Source organism: Streptomyces sp. NPDC091280, assembly GCF_044768565.1.
GTDB lineage: Bacteria > Actinomycetota > Actinomycetes > Streptomycetales > Streptomycetaceae > Streptomyces.
Map to the genome: position 1 here is coordinate 74,233 of NZ_JBIVUZ010000019.1, position 19,007 is coordinate 93,239.

A 19,007-nucleotide genomic window follows, 5' to 3' on the forward strand; every position below is an offset into this window, starting at 1 on the left:
CCGCCGGGGCGTGGCGGGGTCCCCTTGCCGGGAGGGTGGGTCAGGAGTCGCTCTTCGGCAGTCCGGGCGGGTTGACCTCGGACTTGGCGACGGCCTCGTTGGAGAGGTTCCAGGCGGCCAGCCACTTGGCGTACTGGCCGTTCTTGATCAGGTAGTTGATGGCGTCCGCGAGCGGCTTGGCGAGGCCGCTGTCCTTCTTCGCGGTGGCCGCGATCAGGCCCTGGAGGGTGGAGCCGGCGCCGGAGTAGGTGCCCGCGTTGCGGACCGCCTTGGCGGTGCCCTTGGTCGAGGAGACCTGGTAGGCGACCGAGGGGTTGGGGGCGAGGTAGGCGTCGATCTTCCCGGAGGCCAGCGCGAGGTAGGTGCTGTTGTTGTCCTGGAAGTACTTGACGGTGAGCGCCTTCTTGCCCTCGGCGGCCAGCTTCTTCTTCCACTCCAGGAGGATCCGCTCCTGGTTGGTGCCGGCGCCCACGGCGACGGTCTTGCCGGCGAGGTTCTCGTAATTGCCGTCGAAGTTCCAGGAGTTGTCGGCCTTGACCGCGAAGCCGAGGTTGTCCTCGCGGTAGGAGGCGAACTCGTACTTCGCCTTGCGCTCCTCGGTGTCGGTGACGTTGGAGAAGGCCACGTCGACCTTGCCGCTGTCGAGGCCGATGAAGAGGTTCTCCCAAGTGGAGTTCTTCAGCTCCGGCTTGAGGCCGAGGACGGCGGCGACCAGGCGGGCGATGTCGGCCTCGGATCCGGTGAGGGTCTTCTGGTCCGAGCCGACGTAGCCGAGCGGCGGGGAGCCGGCGGGCAGGAAGCCGACGCCGACCTCCAGCTTGCCGCTCTTGGCTATCGCCTTGGGCAACTCGGCGCTGATCGACTTCACTTCGGCGACCTTGAGCTTGGCCTCCTTGGCGGCACCGAGGGAGAAGGCGCCCACGGTGACGGTGCCGGAGGCGGCGCTGCCGGACGTGGTGGCCGCGTCACTGTCGCCGCCGCAGGCCGCGAGACCACCGGCGAGGGAAGCGAGGACGGTGCCCGCGGTGAGTCCACGAGTGAGTCTGCCGCGAAGGCTGGGAGTAGACATGGCTGTTCCTAGGCTCGGTGTTGAGGGTGAAGGTGAAGGAGAAGGTGAGAGAGGTGGGGCGGGGCGGTTCAGAGGACCTTGCTGAGGAAGTCCCTGGTGCGCTCGTGCTGCGGTCGGTCGAGGACCTCGTGGGGCGGTCCCTGTTCGACGATCTTTCCGCCGTCGATGAAGACGACCCGGTCGGCGACCTCGCGGGCGAAGCCGATCTCGTGCGTGACGATGACGAGGGTGGTGCCGCTGGTCGCCAAGTCCTTGATGACGGAGAGGACTTCGCCGACGAGTTCGGGGTCGAGGGCGGAGGTGGGCTCGTCGAAGAGGATGACTCCGGGCCGCAGGGCGAGGGCGCGGGCGATGGCGACGCGCTGCTGCTGGCCGCCGGAGAGCTGCCTCGGGTAGGCGCCGGTCTTCTCGGCGAGACCGACGCGGCCCAGCAACTCCCGTGCCAGTTCCAGGGCTTCGGGCTTGCCGAGGCGGCCGGTGGCGACCGGGGCGGCGGCCACGTTGTCGAGGACGGTCAGGTGCGGGAAGAGGTTGAAGTTCTGGAAGACGAACCCGATCCGGCTGCGCTGGGTGAGGATGGCGCGTTCGCTCAACTCCTTGAGCCGGCCGCCCTGTTCCTTCACCCCGATCAGTTCGCCGTTGACGCTGACGTAGCCGATCTCCGGCTTCTCCAGGTGGTTGATGACCCGCAGCAGCGTGGACTTGCCTGAGCCGGAGGGGCCGAGGATGACGGTGACCTCGCCGGGCCGCACGGTCAGGTCGACGCCGTCCAGCACCCGGTGGGCGCCGTACCACTTGTGGACGTCGTGCACCTCCACGGCGGCGGGTGTGATCTCCGCCAGCGGTTCGATCGTGTGGGTGCTCATACGGCGGTCTCCCTGCGGATGCGGGCCCGCAGGTCGGTGACACCGGTGCGGAGTTTCTGGATCGGGGTCGGCGGCAGGGAGCGGGTGGCGCCCCGGGCGTAGTGCCGTTCGACGTAGAACTGAATGACGGACACGACGCTGGTCAGGATCAGGTACCAGACGGTGACGACCAGGAGCAGCGGCACGATGTCGCCGGGGTAGGTGGAGCCCATCGTCTGCGCGGAGCCGAAGAGGTCGAGCAGCGAGACGTAGAAGACCAGTGAGGTGCTCTTGATCAGGCCGATCAGCTGGTTGACGTAGTTGGGGGTGATGGAGCGCAGCGCCTGCGGGAAGACGATCCGGCGGAACTGGTAGCCCTTGGGCAGGCCGAGGGCGGAGGCCGCCTCGTGCTGGCCCTGGTCGACGGAGAGGATGCCGCCGCGGACCACTTCGGCCGCGTACGCCGCCTCGTTGAGGCTGAGTCCCACGACGGCGACGGCCATGTCGGTGGCGAGTTTCGACTCGTCGAAGGAGAAGAAGGCGGGGCCGAAGGGGATGCCGATGCTGAGCGTCTGGTACAGGGCGCTGAAGTTGTAGAGGAAGATCAGCACCACGATGAGCGGGATCGAGCGCAGCGCCCACACGTAGGTCCAGCTCGCGGCCCGCAGTACCGGGCTTCCGGAGAGCCGGGCCAGGGCGAGGACGATGCCGCCGAGGAGGCCCAACACCGCGCTGAGCGCGGCCACTTCGAGGGTGATGACGAGGCCGTCGAGGATCGTCGGGCGCAGGAACCAGTAGCCGAAGCGGTCCCACTGGTAGAAGGAGTTGGTGACCAGTCCGTGGACGAACTGGGCGACCAGCACCAGCACGGCCGCGGTGAGGATCCACCGGCCGGGCCGGCGCAGCGGCTGAACCCGCTGTGCGGTGAGGGGTTTTGACGGGGCGTCGGCAGCGGGGGCGTCGGCCAGGGACACGGTGGTGCCTGGGGGTTCACTCATGGTGGGCTCCGGCGGATTCACAGACCCCGGTCCGTGGCGGTGGACGCACGACGGCGGACGGCACGCGCGGGTGCACGGGACCGGGGGCGGGGAGGGGGCAGGCACACCCGCGGGAGCGGGGGCGCGTCAGAGGTGCGTGGGCCGAGTGGTCGTCAGGCCCGACAGCGGGCACGGCCCGGTGCGGTACACAGTGCGCTGCTGACCCGGAGCAGATCGACAGCGCGGTCGGCGACGAACAGGTTGGCGTACGACTGCACGCAGCCCAGCGGGCGGCGCGTGGCCGTCCTGCGTGCTGCGTACATGGCGTCACCTGTCACTGTTCCGGCCCCTGGGGGCCTCGCGCTTACCGAAACGTCATCCGGTCCGGTCGTCACCTGGGGCACCCCACCGCGTGCGAGGGTTGCCGGTCAGCAAGCCAGGGCTTGTCGCTGACACTCATGACCGTTCTGGGTCGCAAGTTAAGACAATTGCCCGAACGGATGTCAATGGCCGTCCAGTAGATGGACGCTCCGGACCCCGCTCAACTGCGGCAAGCCCCGGTTTCGTCCGCCGCGTGGGCTGCCCAGTCCAGGATCTGGACGGCGGCGCCGGCGGCCTCCAGGCCCTGGCAACGGGCGTGGTGGCGGCGGGCGATGCCGTCGAGGTCGAGGTGGGTGCCGAAGGCCGGGTGGGCGGCCAGCCGGCGGGCGTAGGCCCACAGGTGGGGGTGGTCGGCGACGCTCCGCACGGCGGCGGCGTCCAGGTGGTAGCGGTGCACGGTGTCGAGTTGCACCAGCGTGACCCACAACTCGACGTCGGCGGCGGTGAGTTCGTCACGGAGCATGTGCTCGCGGCCGTCCAGCCAGCGGTCCAGCGCGCCCAGCGTCTCCAGCAGCAGGACGAGCGCCGCCTCGCGTTCCGCCCGGTCGCCGCCGGCCGCTCCGGCGCGCTGTGCCGCGTCCTCGATGCCCTGGGCGCAGAGCCGCTCCACGGCCTCGATCTCCGACTCGGCGCCGCACGGGTACAGCTCCGGTCCGGCCGCGCCGAAGTGCCGCGCGAGGTCGCGGGTGATGTCGGGGGCGTGGGTGCTGACGATGCGTCCGGACCAGTCGTCGCTGAGCACGGGCGCGGCGGCCGGTCCGGTGTGGCGGTGGGCGCTCGCGTCGTAGAGCGGGCGCAGCACGGAGTGTCCGCCATTCGGACAGTCGGGCACGGCGGGGAGGAAAACGGCCGGACAGCTCTCGTCGAGGCCGAGCAGGCTGTGGGTGACGGCGATGCGCAGGCCGTCGGCGCAGGCGGTGGACAGGTGCAGGCGGTAGCGGCGCGGCACGGCGTAGTGCCCGCTGCGCGCGTCGCGCCCGATCCGGCCCCGGAACTGGGGGGCGGGGCGGGGGGCGGGGACGGCGGCGAGCGGCGTGACGGACATGGGACTCCCCGGGTACGGGCGCGTGGACGTACGCGCGGCGGAAGCGTCGTCGAGCGGTGGACGGAGCTCAGCGCAGTGGGCTGATCGCGCTGCACACCCGCAGCAGATCGATGTGACGGCGGGAGGTCAGAAGAGGCGAACGGTCCACTCGGCTGGTGGTGACCGACTCAAGGCGCCCCATGTTTCCCTACCTGTTCACTAGGATTCCTCTCATGGAGTGTCGATCCACCGTCGCCCGGGGTCAAGAGGGCGTCCACGGGTCGGTCACCGGTGACCGACCCGTGGACAGTCGGGTCCGCTACTTCGCGTACATCAGGGTGCCGAAGCCGAGCTGGTCGTAGCCGCCGCTGTCGGAGCCGTAGTCACCTCCCCCGCCCTCGGGCGCCACGAGGTCGTAGTACATGGCCGAGATGTACTTGTCGTCGAGGCCGATCCGGCGGTTGTAGTGGAAGTGGAGCATCGCCCACACCGGCCGGATCTGGCCGCGCGAGTCCGCCGAGATCACCGTCTGGGACGACTGGGCGCAGCTCTGCCCGGTGCCCCAGGTGTAGGTGGTGAAGGGGACGTCGCCGCCCGCGTTGTACTTGGCGACGTACTGCGCGGCCTGCATGAAGCGGCGGCTGTCGTAGGAGTAGAGGTCGTCGCCCTGGTTCCAGGCCATCTCGCACACGGCGCCCATCTGGCCCATGCCCATGACGGTGTGGCCCTGGTCGCGGCCGGATTCCTGCCACTGGCCGAGCGCGTAGCCGTCCGAGTCGGTGTACAGGTACGGCACGGCGTGCGCGATCGAGCCGTTGCCCGCGCCCGACTTGAAGTAGGTGACGGCCTGGTCGTACTTGGCGCTGTCCTCGTTGAGGATCCCGATGGCCAGGACGGACGCCATGTTGCACAGGTCCCAGTTGGCCCAGTAGTTGGTGATGCAGGCGTCGTTGTGGTTGGTGAGGAAGCTGTCGTTGAGCGGGTAGAAGACGGTGGCCAGCAGCTCCTGGGCGGCGGCCAGGTCGAACCCGCTGTAGTCCCGCATGAGTTCGCAGGCGTTGGCGAACTGCCAGCCGTAGAGGCCGGCCGCGAGGAACCGGTCGGCGTTGCCGGTGACCGAAGTCAGCGTGGTCGACCAGGCGTTGAGGATGTTCGCGGCGCACTCGGCGTTCGCCTCGGTGCCGCCGACCTGCCAGCGCAGGGCGTTCTGGTAGGCGGCGGCGATGTCGTTGTAGAGCAGGCTGTAGTTCTGGCCGTCGCCGCCCCGGACGATCGTCGCGGTCGCCCGATTGGTCCAGGTCGACTGTGCGTGGGAGTTGGCGGTCAGCCGGTTCCAGCCGGACAGCCAGGGGTCGGTTCCCGCCGCGACCCTGACCTTGGCCCGGTTGATGTCTCCGGCGTTGTGCAGCATGCCGGGGTGGGTGAAGGTGGCCGGGGCCGCGTGCGCGGTCGTGGCCACCGCGGCGCCGCCCAGAGCGGCGGCTGCGGTGAGCCCGCCCGCGGTCTTCAGCAGACCGCGGCGGCTCAACTCTGTTCTGCGGAAATGCTCGTGGGGGGAAGTGCGGCTCATCGCTGTGCATCTCCAATCCGTGCCGGATCAGGTGGGCGTGATGCTCACCTCGTCGAACTCGGTGGTGCAGCGGGCCGGTTGACTGCGCGAGCAGACCACCAGACCCACGCGGTAGGGGGCGTCACCGAAGCCGGGGATCTCTCCGTCGGCGAGGGGGGTCCAGGTGATGCCGTCATCGGTGGACAGGGCTGCGCTGAACGCGGTCCCGGCGCGCTTCAGCCGCAGCAGGGCGGGGAGGGTGACGGCGGCGCCGCCGGTGAAGGCGGAGGCACCGGCCACGGTCCTGCGGAGCATCAGCTGGGCGCTCGTACCGGCCGTGACGATCGCTCCGGCCGCCTGGTCGAACGGCGACAGCGACTTCGCCATGAGCAGCCCGACCCGGTCGGCGGTGACCCCGCTGCGGGAGACCAGCCGGGCGACGACCTCGCAGTCACCGCTGACCGGCCGCCGTACGAACTGCCCGGTCATTCCCTGGCCGTTGGCGTTGAGATCGACACCCGCGCCGCGCACGGTGAAGGTCCCGCCGTCGTACGACGTGCTGCCCGGCGTGGTGATCGCCACCACGCCCAGCGTCCCGAAGTCGCGGTCGTCGAGCACGGTGTCGCCGAGATCGCCGTACGTCCACGGCGCGGGCGGCGCGGTACCGACCGTCAGGGTGAGGGTGCCGGTCGCGGTCCCCGAGGCGTTGGCGGCGGTGGTCTCGACCGTGAACTCCCCCGTCTGCGTGGGGATTCCGGAGACGAGCCCGGTGCGCCGGTCGATCCGCAGCCCGGCGGGCAGGCCGTCCGCGCCGAACCGCACGGGCTGGTGCGAGGCCCGCAGCATGTACCGGAAGGCGGCCCCTTCGTTCGTGAACACGGTGTCCGCGGAGGTGAACCGGGGGACGGAAGGTGTCGGCATCACGGCCAGCGCCCGGGCGGAACGCGGGCCGCGGCCACCGGCGTTGGTCTTCACGACCGTGTAGTGGTACGTCGTTCCCGGCGTTCCCGTCGCGTCGACGTACCGGACGCGGGTGCCGAAGCCGACCGGGCCGACGCGGGTGGCGAGGGTCGTGTACGGGCCCGGGGCGCGGGTGGCGCGCAGGACCGTGTACTCGGCACAGAGGTCCGGGTCGCTCCAGGCCAACTCGACGGCGTCGGGGCCGGTTTCGGCTCGGAGGTCGGTCGCGGTGCGCGCCGGGCGGGGCACGCGCCACACCGTGCCCTTGGCGGACGTCACGCTCACGTTGTCGAAGGCTCCGGTGCCGGTCCCGGCGTAGTCCTCGTCGACACCGAGACAGGAGGTGAGGACGAGTCCGGCGTGGGCGGTACGCCCCAACTCGACCTCGGTGCTGCCGACTTCGGTCCAGTGGACGCCGTCCGGTGAGATGGCTCCGGTGCAGCGCGCGCCCGTCCGGGTCACCCGTACCCAGTACGGTCTGCGCAGCCGGTAGCCGTCGCCCGCGCCCTCGACGTACGGCGCCTCCAGCGGGGTCGCCGACTCGGGCAGTGTGCCGAGGTCGGAGATCGGGAAGGCGGCGTTCACCGTGATGGCGTCCTGCTGGGACGGCGGTACGGGCGTGCCGCCGGTGCCGGAGACCGCCGCGCCGGTGGCCGTGCGGGCCGAGAACACCCCGCTCCAGGTGTGCAGCGGCAGGCCCTGGACGAGCATCGCGGCGTGTGCCGCGTCCGCGTCGAGGGAGGCCCGGACGGTGACGCCGATCTTGGAGTACTGCGAGCTGAGCGGCCACACGATCCGGGCGGTGACCGCGCCGTCGCCGCGCAGCGGGAGGTGGGCGAGACGGTAGGTGTCGGCGGTGCCGCTCGCCTCCAGGACGAAGCGCTCACCGTCGAAGACCGCGGAGCCGGGGATCTCCACGTCCCCGACGTCCTGGGTCGACCAGGGTCCGGGAAGACCGGCGCAGGCCGCCGCCCAGGCCGAACCGCCGCTCGTACCAAGGGTGTTGGCGGCGGTGACGGTGTAGTAGTACGTCCGTCCGGCGTGCACGTCGTGGTCGGTGTACGTCGGCTGCCGGACCCCGGAGGCGATCGTCTCGTAGCGGCCGTCGACAGCCGCGGCCCGCAGGACCGTGTAGGTGTCGGCCCACGTCGAGGGCAGCCAACTCACCTGTACGGAACGGTCGTCACCGATCGCGGTGACTCCCGCCGGTGGCGTCGGCACGGCGGGCGCGGCGGCCGTGGCGCCGGCGTAGGCGAAGGTGCCCCAGCTCGGCAGGTCGTCGTTGCTGCCCTCGACGACCCGGGCGCCGCCGCTGCCCCGGAAGACGGCGTTCTTCGTGTACGGGGTGTCCAGGCCGCGCACGCCCGCGTAGTGGGCGTACGCCATCTCGTAGATCGGCGGGAGAGTGCCGCGCGAGACGGCCGAGACGATGGTCTTGATGTACTTGCCGGTGCGGTCGAGGTCGGGGACGAAGGGGACGTCGCCGCCGAGGTTGTAGCGGGCGGCGTACTCGACGTTGGCGAGGATGCGGTTGTCGTCGAAGCCCCACAGGTCGACGCCCTGGTTCCAGGCGACCTGTGCCGCGTCCGCGAGAAGGCCGACCGCGAGCTGTTCGTGGCCCTGGTCCCGGCCGGACTCCTGGCCCTGCCCGGCGGCGGTGACGACGCGGTGGAGGACGCTGCCGTTGCCCGCGCCGGCCGCGGCGAAGCGCAGCGCGTCGCGGAAGAGGGTGGGCTCCTCGCAGAACACCCCTATGGCCAGCAGGGATTGAAGGGCCGTCAGATCCCAGTTGCCGTTGGCGTAGAGCATGTAGCCGGACACCGCCGGGTACCAGACGCGGAGGAAGGAGTCCTCGCAGCGGGCGATACCGGCCGCGCTCCAGCCGTCGTAGCCGGTGTGGCGCAGGAGTTCGGCGGCGTTGACGAACTTGAAGGCCTGGAGTCCAGCGCCGAGCGGGCCGTCGGCTCCGGTGATGGCGGTGAGCGAGGCGGACCAGGCGTCGAGGATGTCGCGGGCCTTGTCGGCGTAGGCGCGCTCGCCCGTGACGCACCACATCAGCGCGGTCTGGTAGGCGGCGGCCGAGTCCGCGACGGCCTGGTTCTGGAAGTTGGTCGGACCGCGTCCCCAGGTGGTGATCTGGCCGGTGTTCTGCACGGTGTACGAGGACGAGGAGCGGGCGTGGGCCGCGAGCGCCGAGTAGCCGTCGTAGACCGGGGACTGCTTCGCGGCGACCGCCGCTCTCATCCGGGCGAGGTCGTCGGCGGTGTGCAGGAGGCCGGGGTGGGAGAAGGTCACCCCGGCGTCGTTCTGGGCGGCCGTCGCCCGGCCGGGCACGAGCACTCCGCTCGCGCCCGACGCCAGCAGCAGGGCCGCGGAGCCGCCGAGGAAGCCCCGGCGGCTCGGTGTGGGGGTGTTCATGACGCGGCAGCCGCCTCGGCCTCGGCGGTCGTGAGGAACTTCAGATTGGTGACGTGCTCGTTGTAGAACCACTGGATCGCGTCGGTGGTGTAGTACCAGCTCGGCTTCTTCATCGAGTCGGCGACGACGAGCCCGTTGATGACGAGGTTCTCGAACGTGACGTTGTTGATGGCGTGTTCGGCGTCGTAGCCGAGGAAGAGCGACGGGTTGGCGTGCGTGCCGGTGTAGCTGAGGTTCTTGACGTAGACGCCGTCGATGCCGCGCCCGACCGAGGTGTTGTACTTCGTGTTGAACATCACCTTCATGTAGATGACCTGGCCCCAGCGGAAGTCCTCGATCCGGACGTCCTCGATGCGGACGTTCTTGATGAGGTTGGAGTCGCCGGGGTTGAGGGCGATGCAGCCCTGGTAGTTCATCTGGGGTTCGCGGTGGTCGAGGATGTCGATGTTCTTGATCAGGAGGTTCTCGATGGTCTCGGGCGCGTCGGAGTTGCCGTGCGTGCCGACGTTGATCGGGTGGGCGACGTCGGCCCACAGGGTGCAGTTCTTGACGGTGATGTCGCGGGTGTCGCCGTAGTAGTCCCAGCGGTGGCAGTAGATGGCGATGCAGTCGTCCGAGTTGCGCATGAAGCAGCCGTCGAAGGTGATCCTGGTCGAGGAGAAGACGTCGAAGCCGTCGCCGTTGCCCTTCGAACTGAACGCGCGCGCCTTGGTGATGCGGACGTTGTCGCTCTCCGCGAACGTGCCCGCGTAACCGGCCGGGTTGAGGATGATGACGTCCTGGACCCGGATGTTCTTGCTGCCCTCGCAGAGGATCGCGCCACCGGGGTTGTTGTAGAGCACTCCGTGGCCGGTGAGGCGGGACTTCTCCACGTCCTTGAAGTAGACCTGCGCGGTCAGCACGGCCCCGCCGGCGAGGTGGACGGTCTTGCCGCTGGGGACCAGAAGGACGTTTCCGGTGACGGTGTGGACGCCCGGCCCGAAGTAGATGACGTCCGGGTCGTCGGCGGACGGGGCGTGGTGCTCGACGCGGTTGGTGATGAGGTGCAGGGCGTCGAAGATCTCGTCGTTGATCTGGACGACGAGATCCTTCGGCTCGTCGAGGGTGAACCGCAGGGTGTCGCCGAGGAGTTCGGGCGTGATGCCGTACGAGTCGGGTCTCACCCGGGCCTTGGTGGTGCCGCCCTTGAGGTAGGTGACCTCGATCTCGACCGAGCCGTCGAAGTCGAAGTAGGCCATGGACGAGCTGTAGACCTTGCCCGAGCCGGTGGTGGCGTTGATCTCCTCGAACTGCGGCCGGTAGATGTCGAGGGTCTGCCACGCGCCGTCGGGAGCGGTGCGGACCCGCACCTGGAAACCGGTGTTGGTCGGCATGGTCGCCGGACGCGGGTAAGTCACCAGCTTCGGGCGGGAGGTGTGGCCGCCGCCGGCGTGCGCCGCCGTGGCGGTCAGCCCGGACAGACCGGCGGCCAGCGCGGTGGCACCGGCGGCCTGGAGGGCCGTACGACGGGACAGGGGCGTGTTCATACCTACTCCTTGTTTGTTTCGCTCCGTCACCTGCGGGGCGCACCCCTACGGCTCGGTCGCGGTGCAAGAGGGCGGAAGGAACGGCTACTTGAGGCCGCTGGTCGACATCCCGGCGACGAACCCGCGCTGGGCGACGAGGAAGATCAGCAGGATCGGGACGACGTACATCACGGAGGCCGCGGCCTGGAGGTTGGTGCTGGGGGTGCCGGCCGCCGAGACATAGGTGGTCATCACCGCGACGGCGAGCGTGGAGTGGTCGGTGGACAGCAGGAGTTGGGGCGCGATGTAGTCGCCCCAGGTCCAGGTGAAGGCGATGACGAAGCTCGCGGAGAGCACGGGCCAGGACTGCGGGAGGAAGATCCGCCAGAAGATCCCGCCGTAGCCGCAGCCGTCGACGATGGCCGCCTCCTCCAGTTCGCGGGGCAGGCCCGCGAAGAACTGGCGGAAGAGGAAGACCAGATAGGGGGCGGAGGACAGGCCCCACAGGACCCAGGGCCAGTACGTGTCGACCATGCCGAGCCTGGCGAAGATCAGGTAGGTCGGCAGCAGGGTGATCATCTGGGGCAGCATCATCGAACCGATGAGGATGCCGAACAGGACCTTCTTGCCGGGTGCGGTGAGCCGGGCGAAACCGAAGCCGACCCAGGCGGAGCTGAGGGTGACGAGGGTGGCGTAGAGGGTGGCGATGATCAGGGAGTTGCGGGCGTAGCCGAGGAAGTCGATGGCCTTGTAGGCGTCGGTGAAGTTGTGCCACTCGAAGCGGGTCGGCAGCCAGTGCACCGGGGCCGCCGCGAGTTCGGCGGGCGCCTTGAGGCCGGTGAGGATCAGCCAGCCGAAGGGGCCCAGGAACAGGCCGGTGACGACGACCAGCGCCGTGTAGAGGGCGAGGCGGCTGACGCGTATCCGCACGCGGGCCCGGGAGTCGGGACGCACACTGGTGGCGGTCACTTCCGCGCCTCCGGGTCGACGTTGTAGAACACCACGCCCGAGGTGAATCTGAAGATGAGTCCGGTCGCGACGAGGATCAGGACGAAGAGCACCCACAGCAGTGCGGAGGCGTAGCCGTAGCGGCCGAGCGCGAAGTACTCCGCGAACACATGGATCATGTAGGTGTAGTTGGACTGCGGGATCGTGGTGAGGCCGCCGGTGCCCGCGGTGGGGGCGAGCAGCATCGGCATGACGGTCTGCACGGAGGCGATCACCCCGGTCACGGTCTGGAAGAGCAGCACCGGCGACAACAGCGGGACGGTGATGCTGCGGAAGGTGCGCCAGGCGCTCGCGCCGTCGATGCGGGCCGCCTCGTGGAGTTCGCGCGGGACGTCCTGGAGGCCCGCCAGCGAGATGATCATGATGTTGCCGGCCGCCCACAGCACCGTCATCACCAGGACGTAGCGGGCGTAGGGGTCGGCCAGCCAGCCGATCGCGTCGAAGCCGAAGAAGGTCAACGCACCGTTGGCGGCACCGGAGTTCTGGTCGAAGAGGTTCTTGAAGGCGATGCCCGCGCCCACCGGCGGGACCACGGCGGGCAGATAGAGCAGGGTGCGGAAGAGTCCGCGTCCCTTGAGCGGGCGGTTGACGAGGACCGCGAGGGCCAGTCCCGCGACGATCGACAGCGGCACCGAGAGCACGGCGAACAGACCGGCCCGGCCCAGGGCGTCCCAGGTGACCGGATCGCCCATCAGCTCGCGGTAGTTGCCGAGGCCGACGTAGTGCCAGTGCGGGGAGATGCCGTCGTACGTGGTGAAGCTCAGCCACAGCGCGTACGCCATGGGTGCGACGGTCAGCAGGGAGAAACCGATGATCCATGGTGAGGCGAACAGGTAGAACGCGCGGTGCCTGCGCGTCGTCATGGACGGTCCGGGGCGGGCGGCGGACCGGTTCCGGCCCGTCTTCATGGTCGGGCGCGGCCGTCCGACGGCCGGCGAGGTCGCCTGATCGACCGTCATCCCACTTGCTCCTTCCCGCGTGCGATCTGTTCGTTGATGACGGAGTTGAGGCGTCCGGCGAGCCGGTCGACGGACATCTCGCCCTTCATGGCGGGCGTGGCGGTCTGGTTGAAGAGGGACTCGAAGGCGTCGCCGGAGATGTACGGGGAGACGGCGACCACCGAGAAGTGCTTCAGCTCGTTGCGCTGGGCGCTCAACGTCCGCCTCTGGAACTCCTCCTGATGGGGCATCAGGAGGCGGAGGGACTTCAGGCTCGGGATGCCCCAGCCGCTGGCGGCGCGGGCCCTGGCCGGTGCCTCGCCGAAGAACCACTCGAAGACGCGCCAGGCGGCGTCCTTGTTGCGGGACTTGCGGGGCATCCACATGCCGGTGCCGCCCTGGCAGGCGCTGATCCGGGGGCCGCCCGCGAAGACCGGGGCGGGGGCCAGCCGGGAGGCCTCGGCCAGCTTCCGGTCGGTGCCGATCATGCCGCCCATCCAGTAGCCGTTGTTCGACATGGCCAGGCGGCCGGCCTGGTAGGTGGGCCCGTCCCAGCCGTTGGGGTCGGGCAGGACGGGGCTGGGGCCCACCTTGAGCCGGCAGTAGTCCAGGTACCAGGTCAGCGCCTTGCGGGCCTCGGGGGTGGTGAAGTCGACCTTGGAGAAGTCGTCGGCGAACAGGCTCCCGCCGGCGGAGGCGGTCATGGTCGCCATGAGCGTGAGTTTGACCAGGCCGTTGTAGCTGCCACCGAAGACGGTCGTCTGGCCGTGCGAACGCCGCGCGAGATGCCGGGCGTTGTCGAGCCACGCGTCGAAGGTGACGGGCTCGGTCTCCGACGGGTAGGCGACGCCCTGCCGGTCGAAGGCCGCGGTGTTGAACCAGAACATGGAGTCCTGGGAGAAGTCCTTGGCCATGCCGTAGCGCGGGCCCTTGCCCTGGACCCTGCCGTCGTAGCGCCACAGGTCGTTGACCGGGTCCAGGTCGTCCGGGCGCAGGACGCTGCTGGTGGCGAAGTAGGAGTCCAGTTCCTGCATCACGTCCCGCGCGGCGTAGAACGCGGCGTCCACGGCGCCGACCCCGCGCACCAGGTCCGGCGGGCTGCCGCTGGTGAGCATGGCGATCAGCTTGGTGATGTCGTAGTCCACCCGTTGGATCGCGATGCCGGTGTCCCGCTCGGCCTGCTTCACCAGGTCGGGGCCCAGGTCGTCGGCCTTCGCCATCACCGTGACGGTCTCGCCCGCTCCGCTCACCCCGGTGGACACCGGGAGGGCGCAACCGTTCAGGGCTGCCGCGCCGGTCGCCGCGCCGACCGCCGAGAGCGCGAGGAATCGTCGGCGGCTCGGCGGAGCACCAGCGCGTGCGGGCATGACCGCACCTCCTCAATAGAAACCGGTTGTCATGCGTTGGGGCAGAGCTTCTTCCGGCTCGGAAACGGCGTCAAGACCTTGGGCGAACTTTCGAAAAGACTGGGTGATCTCGGCGACACAGTCCCGCAACGCGCCGTGTCAGAAACCGGTTGTGCATCACGTGTGCCCCAAGTCCCGGACATCGGGCCGCTGTTCGGGGCGTCAGCGCAGGTCGGCGGCGCGCTCCGGGCTCTCGTCGAGGAAGCCGCCCGACTGGTGCTGCCACAGCTTCGCGTAGGCGCCCTCGGCCGCCAACAGCTCCTGGTGCGTGCCCTGTTCGACGATCCGCCCGCGGTCGAGGACCACGAGCCGGTCCATGCCTGCCACGGTGCTCAGCCGGTGCGCGACGACGAGCGCGGTCCGCCCCTCCATGAGCCGCCACAGCGCCTCCTGGACGAGGACCTCGCTCTCCGAGTCGAGGGCGCTGGTGGCCTCGTCGAGCAGCAGGATCGGGGCGTCGCGCAGGATCGCCCGGGCCAGGGCGACGCGCTGGCGCTGTCCGCCGGAGAGCTTGATCCCGCGCTCCCCCACCATGGTGTCGAAGCCGTCCGGCAGCGCGTCGGCGAACTCGGTGACATGCGCGGCCCCGGCCGCCCGGCGGACCTCGGCGTCGGTGGCGTCGGGCCGGGCGAAGGCGATGTTCTCGCGCAGGGTGCGGTGGAACATCGCCGGGTCCTGCGGGACGTAGGCGATCAGGCTGCGCAGGTCGGCCTGGCGCAGCCTGCTGATGTCCTGGCCGCCGATCAGGATGCGGCCGGAGTCGATGTCCGTCATGCGCAGCAGCAGTCGGCTGAGCGTGGTCTTGCCGCCGCCGGACCGGCCGACGAGGCCGATCTTCGTGCCGCTGGGCACGTGCAGGTCGAGTCCGTCGAAGAGGGTGTCGGCGCCCGCGTGGGCGAAGGTCACCTGCTCGAAGCGGACGTCGGCGGCGCGGGAGAGCAGCGGTTCCGGGGCGTCCGGGTCGAGGACGGTGGGTGAGGTCAGCAGCAGTTCGGTGAACTGGGCGGCTTCGGTCATCGAGCTTTCCAGGCGCCGGTAGATCTGGTTGAACTCGAACATGATGCGGGTCGCGTTGGAGTAGTACGTGAAGGCGACCACGACCGCCTCGACCCCGTGCTCGCCGCCGCCGAGCGCGACCGCGAGCAGCAGGCCAAGGGCGTTGGTGAGTACGGAGAGCGGCGCGACGAGGGTGTCGATGCGCAGGTTGCCGTAGTCCCAGGAGCGCAGGGTCAGCCGGCGGGAACGGGCGACGCGGGAGCGGTGTTCGGCGGCCTCGCGTTCCTCGGCGGCGAACGCGCGGACGGTGTCCATGTTCATCAGGCTGTCGGCGACATGGCCGGAGACCCGGGCGATGGCCTCCTCGCGCTGGTCGACGAGTGCCTGGCGGCGCCGGATGAGCGGTGCCACGACCACGGCGGTGAGCGCGATCATCACCAACAGCCCTACGACCAGCAGCGGTTCGTAGCGCCAGAGCACGACCGAGCCGAACAGCAGCGGCACCAGGCTGCCGACGACCTGGAAGGTCATCGTGTCGACGAACTCCTCGAAGCGGGAGGCGAAGCTCAACACCCGCTTGGTCAGGGAGCCGGCGAAGTTCTCGTGGAAGAACGCCGCGTCCTTGGCGAAGAGTTCGTCCATGCCGATCACATACAGGTGCTCGATGCCCAGCGCGTCCAGCCGGTTCAGACAGTGCAGTCCGAGCCGCCACAGCAGTTCGGCGAAGAGCAGCACTCCGGCGAAGCCGAGGACGTACGGAAGGGTCGAGGCGATGCCGATGCCCGAGTCGCCGGCGATACGGCCGACGAGCTTCGCGACGATCAGCGGAGCGATGTAGTTGATGCCGGTGTTGCCGAGCGCCGGCAGCAGTGCGCCGGGCACGGTCCAGCGGCGGAGCCGGGCCAACTCCCGGCCGTAGTAACGCAGTGCGAGAAGTACCGAGCCCCTGCGCGACCCGGCCTCGCGCGTTTCAGGCGATCCCATCCCCACCCCGTGATGTCGAAGGAAGCCCGGCATCGGCGCTGGCCAGGAATGGCAGTGTCCCGCGCGGACGGCCGTGCGGTCCAAGCGTTTTTCCCGCGACAGCGGTGGTGCGCGAGGGGTTCGCGGGGCCTACGGTGACTCCATGGCGATCCAGGTGAGCGAGCCCCTGCGGCTCCCCGACATGCCGTTGCACGATCCGTTCGTCGTCGCGGACGAGGAGACCCGCACCTATCACCTCTACACGTCCAACGACCCTTCCGTGTCGGGTGTGGAGGGCGTCGGCACGATGGTCTACCGCAGTCACGACCTGCGCGAGTGGACGCGTCCCGCGGTGGTGTTCCTGGCGGCGGAACAGCCCGATCTGTGGGCGGGCGACGGCGGTTGGGCGCCGGAGGTGCACCGGTGGAACGGCCGGTACTACCTGTTCACCACCCTGCACGACGAGAAGAGCCCGCTCCCGGTGCGGCCGGCCGGCGACTGGGGCACGCCGTTCGCCCTCCCGAACCACCGGCGCGGCACGGTCACGGCCGTGTCCGACTCGCTGCTGGGCCCCTTCACCGTGGTCGACCCCGCCCGGCCCACCCCGCCCGAGCACCTCATGACCCTGGACGGCACGCTGTACGTCGACCCGTCCGGGCAGCCGTGGATGGTGTACGCGCACGAGTGGTTGCAGACCGTCGACGGCACGATGGAGGCGATCCGGCTGGCCCCGGACCTGACCGGGACGATCGGCGACCCGGTCTTCCTCTTCAAGGCCTCGGACGCGGGCTGGATCGGCGAGGACATACCGGCCGGGGTACCGCACCAGCTCCCGCCCTACGTCACGGACGGACCGCAGCTCCACCACGCGCCCGACGGGAGCCTGTTCATGCTCTGGTCGACGTACGAGAAGAACCGGGCCGACCCGGACGGCACCCTCAGCGGGGGCTACGTCCAGACGTACGCCGTGTCGGAGTCCGGCGCGCTCACCGGGCCGTGGCGTCAACACCGGCCGCTGGTACGGGAGGACAGCGGGCACGGCATGCTGTTCCGCACGTTCGAGGGGCAGTTGACGATGATCCTGCACCGCCCGTTCGAGAACGCGCGCGGCAAGCTGTACGAAGTGGAGCTGCTGGACGGCGAGTTGCGGGTGGTGCGGCAGCGCACGGACCTCGACGGCGGTGGTTGACCCGGCCGGACTGCCGGGTCAACCGCCCTGCTGCGGCGGCGACTTCGAGTTCTACACCTCGTTGAAGCCGCGCGTGGCGTCGTAGATGTCCAGCTCGATGACCACCACGAAGAAGGCAGTCACGACGTAGTGGAAGTTGACGCCGTCCTCCCACGCGGAACGTGTCACGGTGTCGGTGGTGTAGGCGAGGTGACTGCCGTCGCCCTCGGGGTCGGCCACGATCCGGCCGAGCAGGCGCTCGAACTTCTCCCGGTCCGAGGCCGGCATGTAGTCGCGGAACCGCGCGACCTGCTCGGTGAACTGCACGCGTCTTCTCATCACCGTCGTCATCGCCGCAGGATCATACGGACCGGGTGAAGGCTCGCGCCGGGATTTTCCGGGCGCCGACCGTCGCCCCTCGTCGAACCCGGTCGTCCCGCGTCCAGCGGGGTCGTCCCGCGTCTATCCGATCGGGTGCAGCAACGGCACCGGGCCGCCCGGCTGCCAGTGGGGAGGTACGGCGGCCAGGGCGTCGGCGAGGGCCGCGCCCTGGAGGAACGCGGGGCGGTGGCCGCCGAGGGGTCGGGCGGTGGCGCCGTCCCAGATGACCGGGACCAGGCGGGTGCGGCCGGGGGCGACGCGGATGTCCCCGGTGAGCGGGACACCGGGCAGGGGCCGCAGCGCGCGTCCGGTGAGGCCGGACAGCAGCGGGGCGAGCAGGGTGTGGGCGGCGACCAGGGCCGCGTACGGGTTGCCGGGCAGGCCCAGGATCCAGTGCCCGTCCGGGAGTTGGGCGAGGAGTTGGGGATGGCCGGGGCGGCAGGCGACCGCGTCCACGATCCATCGGGCGGCGCCGTCGCGGGCGGCGCCCCCGGCCAGGACGGCACGCAACCGGTCGGTGACACCGACCGACGTGGAGCCGGTCACGACGGTCACGTCCGCGTCGTGGGGTGTGCGGCGCACGGCGTCGGCGAGCGCGCCCGCAGGACGGTCCGGCAGGTGGCGCGACTCGGTGACCTCGCCGCCGAGCAGGTCCACCAGGGACGGCAGCAGCGGGCCGAGGGCGTCGCGGATCCGGCCGGGGGCCGGGTGGCCGGTGTGGGTGAGTTCGTCGCCGGTGACCAGGACACGGACGCGAGGGCGCGGTCGTACCGCGAGGGTGTCGTGGCCGCAGGCGGCGGCCAGGCCGAGCAGGGCGGGGCCGACACGGGTGCCGGCCGGGGCCAGTTCCGCGCCCGCCGGGGCGTCCTCGCCGGCGCGGCGGATGTGCCGCCCCTCGGCCGGGGTCCGGCCGGCCAGGAGCGAAGGGGCGGGGCGTTCGGAGTCCTCCAGCGGCAGCACGGCCCACGCACCGGACGGCACGACCGCGCCGGTGGAGATCTCGACCGCCTCTCCCGGTCCCAGTGCCCCGCCCGTCCACACGGCACCCGCGCGCACCGCGCCCCGCAGCTGCCAGGGGCCGGGCCCGGGACCGACCGCGTGGCCGTCCATGGCGGCCGTGTCGAACCCGGGCAGCGGCCGGTGCGTGCGCAGCGCCTCGGCCAGCGTCAGTCCGGCCGCCCCGGCGAGCGCAACTCGGCGAGCGGGCAGGGGTGTCGGGGCGGCGTGGGCCAGTTCCCGTGCGCGCGCCCACGGCACATCGCGGTACGCGGCGGTCATCGGCTCTGCGGCGAGGAGGACGGTCATGCCGGTCAGCCTGTCGCCGCCGCTTTACCTCCGGCCGCCCGCGCGATTGCGGGCGTGCTCCGGTCCGCTCACGAGTGACGAGGGCCGACGGTGAGGCGCGCGAGGAGCGCCCTT

The 19,007-nt window shown here is 70.4% G+C and carries 16 protein-coding genes and 1 riboswitch; of the genes, 1 reads left to right on the forward strand and 15 read right to left on the reverse strand.

Annotated features, from left to right (window positions below; translation table 11 throughout):
* Positions 1-40: 40 nt before the first annotated feature.
* The 13 genes from ACIQPR_RS42855 to ACIQPR_RS42915 form a co-directional block, all read right to left on the reverse strand.
* Positions 41-1,069 carry an ABC transporter substrate-binding protein gene (locus tag ACIQPR_RS42855; RefSeq protein WP_403660936.1) on the reverse strand — a complete coding sequence of 343 codons (1,029 nt, stop codon included), beginning with the start codon at positions 1,067-1,069 and terminating at the stop codon, positions 41-43.
* Between the two features lie 68 nt (positions 1,070-1,137).
* Positions 1,138-1,935, reverse strand: a complete 798-nt coding sequence (locus ACIQPR_RS42860) for an amino acid ABC transporter ATP-binding protein (protein ID WP_403660939.1) — start codon at positions 1,933-1,935, stop codon at positions 1,138-1,140.
* Positions 1,932-2,912 (reverse strand): amino acid ABC transporter permease, encoded by a 981-nt coding sequence (locus tag ACIQPR_RS42865; RefSeq protein WP_403660942.1) that lies wholly within the window; start codon positions 2,910-2,912, stop codon positions 1,932-1,934. The genes ACIQPR_RS42860 and ACIQPR_RS42865 overlap by 4 nt, the downstream gene beginning before the upstream one ends.
* A gap of 152 nt (positions 2,913-3,064) precedes the next feature.
* A complete protein-coding gene (locus ACIQPR_RS42870) occupies positions 3,065-3,214 on the reverse strand; it encodes a hypothetical protein (RefSeq protein WP_403660945.1) in 150 nt (49 codons plus the stop codon).
* Between the two features lie 32 nt (positions 3,215-3,246).
* A riboswitch (SAM riboswitch) is annotated at positions 3,247-3,355 on the reverse strand.
* Positions 3,356-3,432: 77 nt separating this feature from the next.
* Positions 3,433-4,317, reverse strand: a complete 885-nt coding sequence (locus tag ACIQPR_RS42875; RefSeq protein ID WP_403660948.1) for a glutathione S-transferase C-terminal domain-containing protein — start codon at positions 4,315-4,317, stop codon at positions 3,433-3,435.
* Between the two features lie 67 nt (positions 4,318-4,384).
* Positions 4,385-4,498 carry a putative leader peptide gene (locus ACIQPR_RS42880; protein ID WP_324604858.1) on the reverse strand — a complete coding sequence of 38 codons (114 nt, stop codon included), beginning with the start codon at positions 4,496-4,498 and terminating at the stop codon, positions 4,385-4,387.
* Between the two features lie 117 nt (positions 4,499-4,615).
* Positions 4,616-5,866 (reverse strand): alginate lyase family protein, encoded by a 1,251-nt coding sequence (locus tag ACIQPR_RS42885; protein ID WP_403660952.1) that lies wholly within the window; start codon positions 5,864-5,866, stop codon positions 4,616-4,618.
* 27 nt (positions 5,867-5,893) lie between these two features.
* Positions 5,894-9,223 carry an alginate lyase family protein gene (locus ACIQPR_RS42890; protein WP_403660955.1) on the reverse strand — a complete coding sequence of 1,110 codons (3,330 nt, stop codon included), beginning with the start codon at positions 9,221-9,223 and terminating at the stop codon, positions 5,894-5,896.
* Entirely contained in the window at positions 9,220-10,749 is a 1,530-nt protein-coding gene (locus ACIQPR_RS42895; protein WP_403660958.1) for a glycosyl hydrolase family 28 protein, read from the reverse strand. The genes ACIQPR_RS42890 and ACIQPR_RS42895 overlap by 4 nt, the downstream gene beginning before the upstream one ends.
* Before the next feature lie 84 nt (positions 10,750-10,833).
* Positions 10,834-11,697, reverse strand: coding sequence for a carbohydrate ABC transporter permease (locus ACIQPR_RS42900; protein ID WP_403660961.1), 864 nt, complete (start codon positions 11,695-11,697; stop codon positions 10,834-10,836).
* Positions 11,694-12,695: a carbohydrate ABC transporter permease gene (locus tag ACIQPR_RS42905; protein WP_403660964.1), complete on the reverse strand. Its 1,002-nt coding sequence runs from the start codon at positions 12,693-12,695 to the stop codon at positions 11,694-11,696. Before ACIQPR_RS42905 ends, ACIQPR_RS42900 begins: the two co-directional genes overlap by 4 nt.
* The gene (locus ACIQPR_RS42910; protein ID WP_403660967.1) at positions 12,692-14,041 is read right to left on the reverse strand and encodes an extracellular solute-binding protein; all 1,350 of its coding nucleotides are present in this window, start codon (positions 14,039-14,041) and stop codon (positions 12,692-12,694) included. The genes ACIQPR_RS42905 and ACIQPR_RS42910 overlap by 4 nt, the downstream gene beginning before the upstream one ends.
* Positions 14,042-14,242: 201 nt before the next feature.
* Positions 14,243-16,060: an ABC transporter ATP-binding protein gene (locus tag ACIQPR_RS42915; RefSeq protein WP_403660970.1), complete on the reverse strand. Its 1,818-nt coding sequence runs from the start codon at positions 16,058-16,060 to the stop codon at positions 14,243-14,245.
* 142 nt (positions 16,061-16,202) lie between these two features.
* Here ACIQPR_RS42915 and ACIQPR_RS42920 point away from each other — a divergent pair, with 142 nt between their 5' ends.
* A complete protein-coding gene (locus ACIQPR_RS42920) occupies positions 16,203-17,228 on the forward strand; it encodes a glycoside hydrolase family 43 protein (protein WP_403660973.1) in 1,026 nt (341 codons plus the stop codon).
* A 51-nt stretch (positions 17,229-17,279) separates the two neighbouring features.
* On the opposite strand, the gene ACIQPR_RS42925 is transcribed toward ACIQPR_RS42920, so the two are convergent.
* On the reverse strand, positions 17,280-17,558 hold the full coding sequence (locus ACIQPR_RS42925; protein WP_403660976.1) for a hypothetical protein: 279 nt from the start codon (positions 17,556-17,558) through the stop codon (positions 17,280-17,282).
* A 111-nt stretch (positions 17,559-17,669) separates the two neighbouring features.
* Positions 17,670-18,893 carry a molybdopterin molybdotransferase MoeA gene (locus ACIQPR_RS42930; RefSeq protein WP_403660979.1) on the reverse strand — a complete coding sequence of 408 codons (1,224 nt, stop codon included), beginning with the start codon at positions 18,891-18,893 and terminating at the stop codon, positions 17,670-17,672.
* Positions 18,894-19,007: the final 114 nt, after the last annotated feature.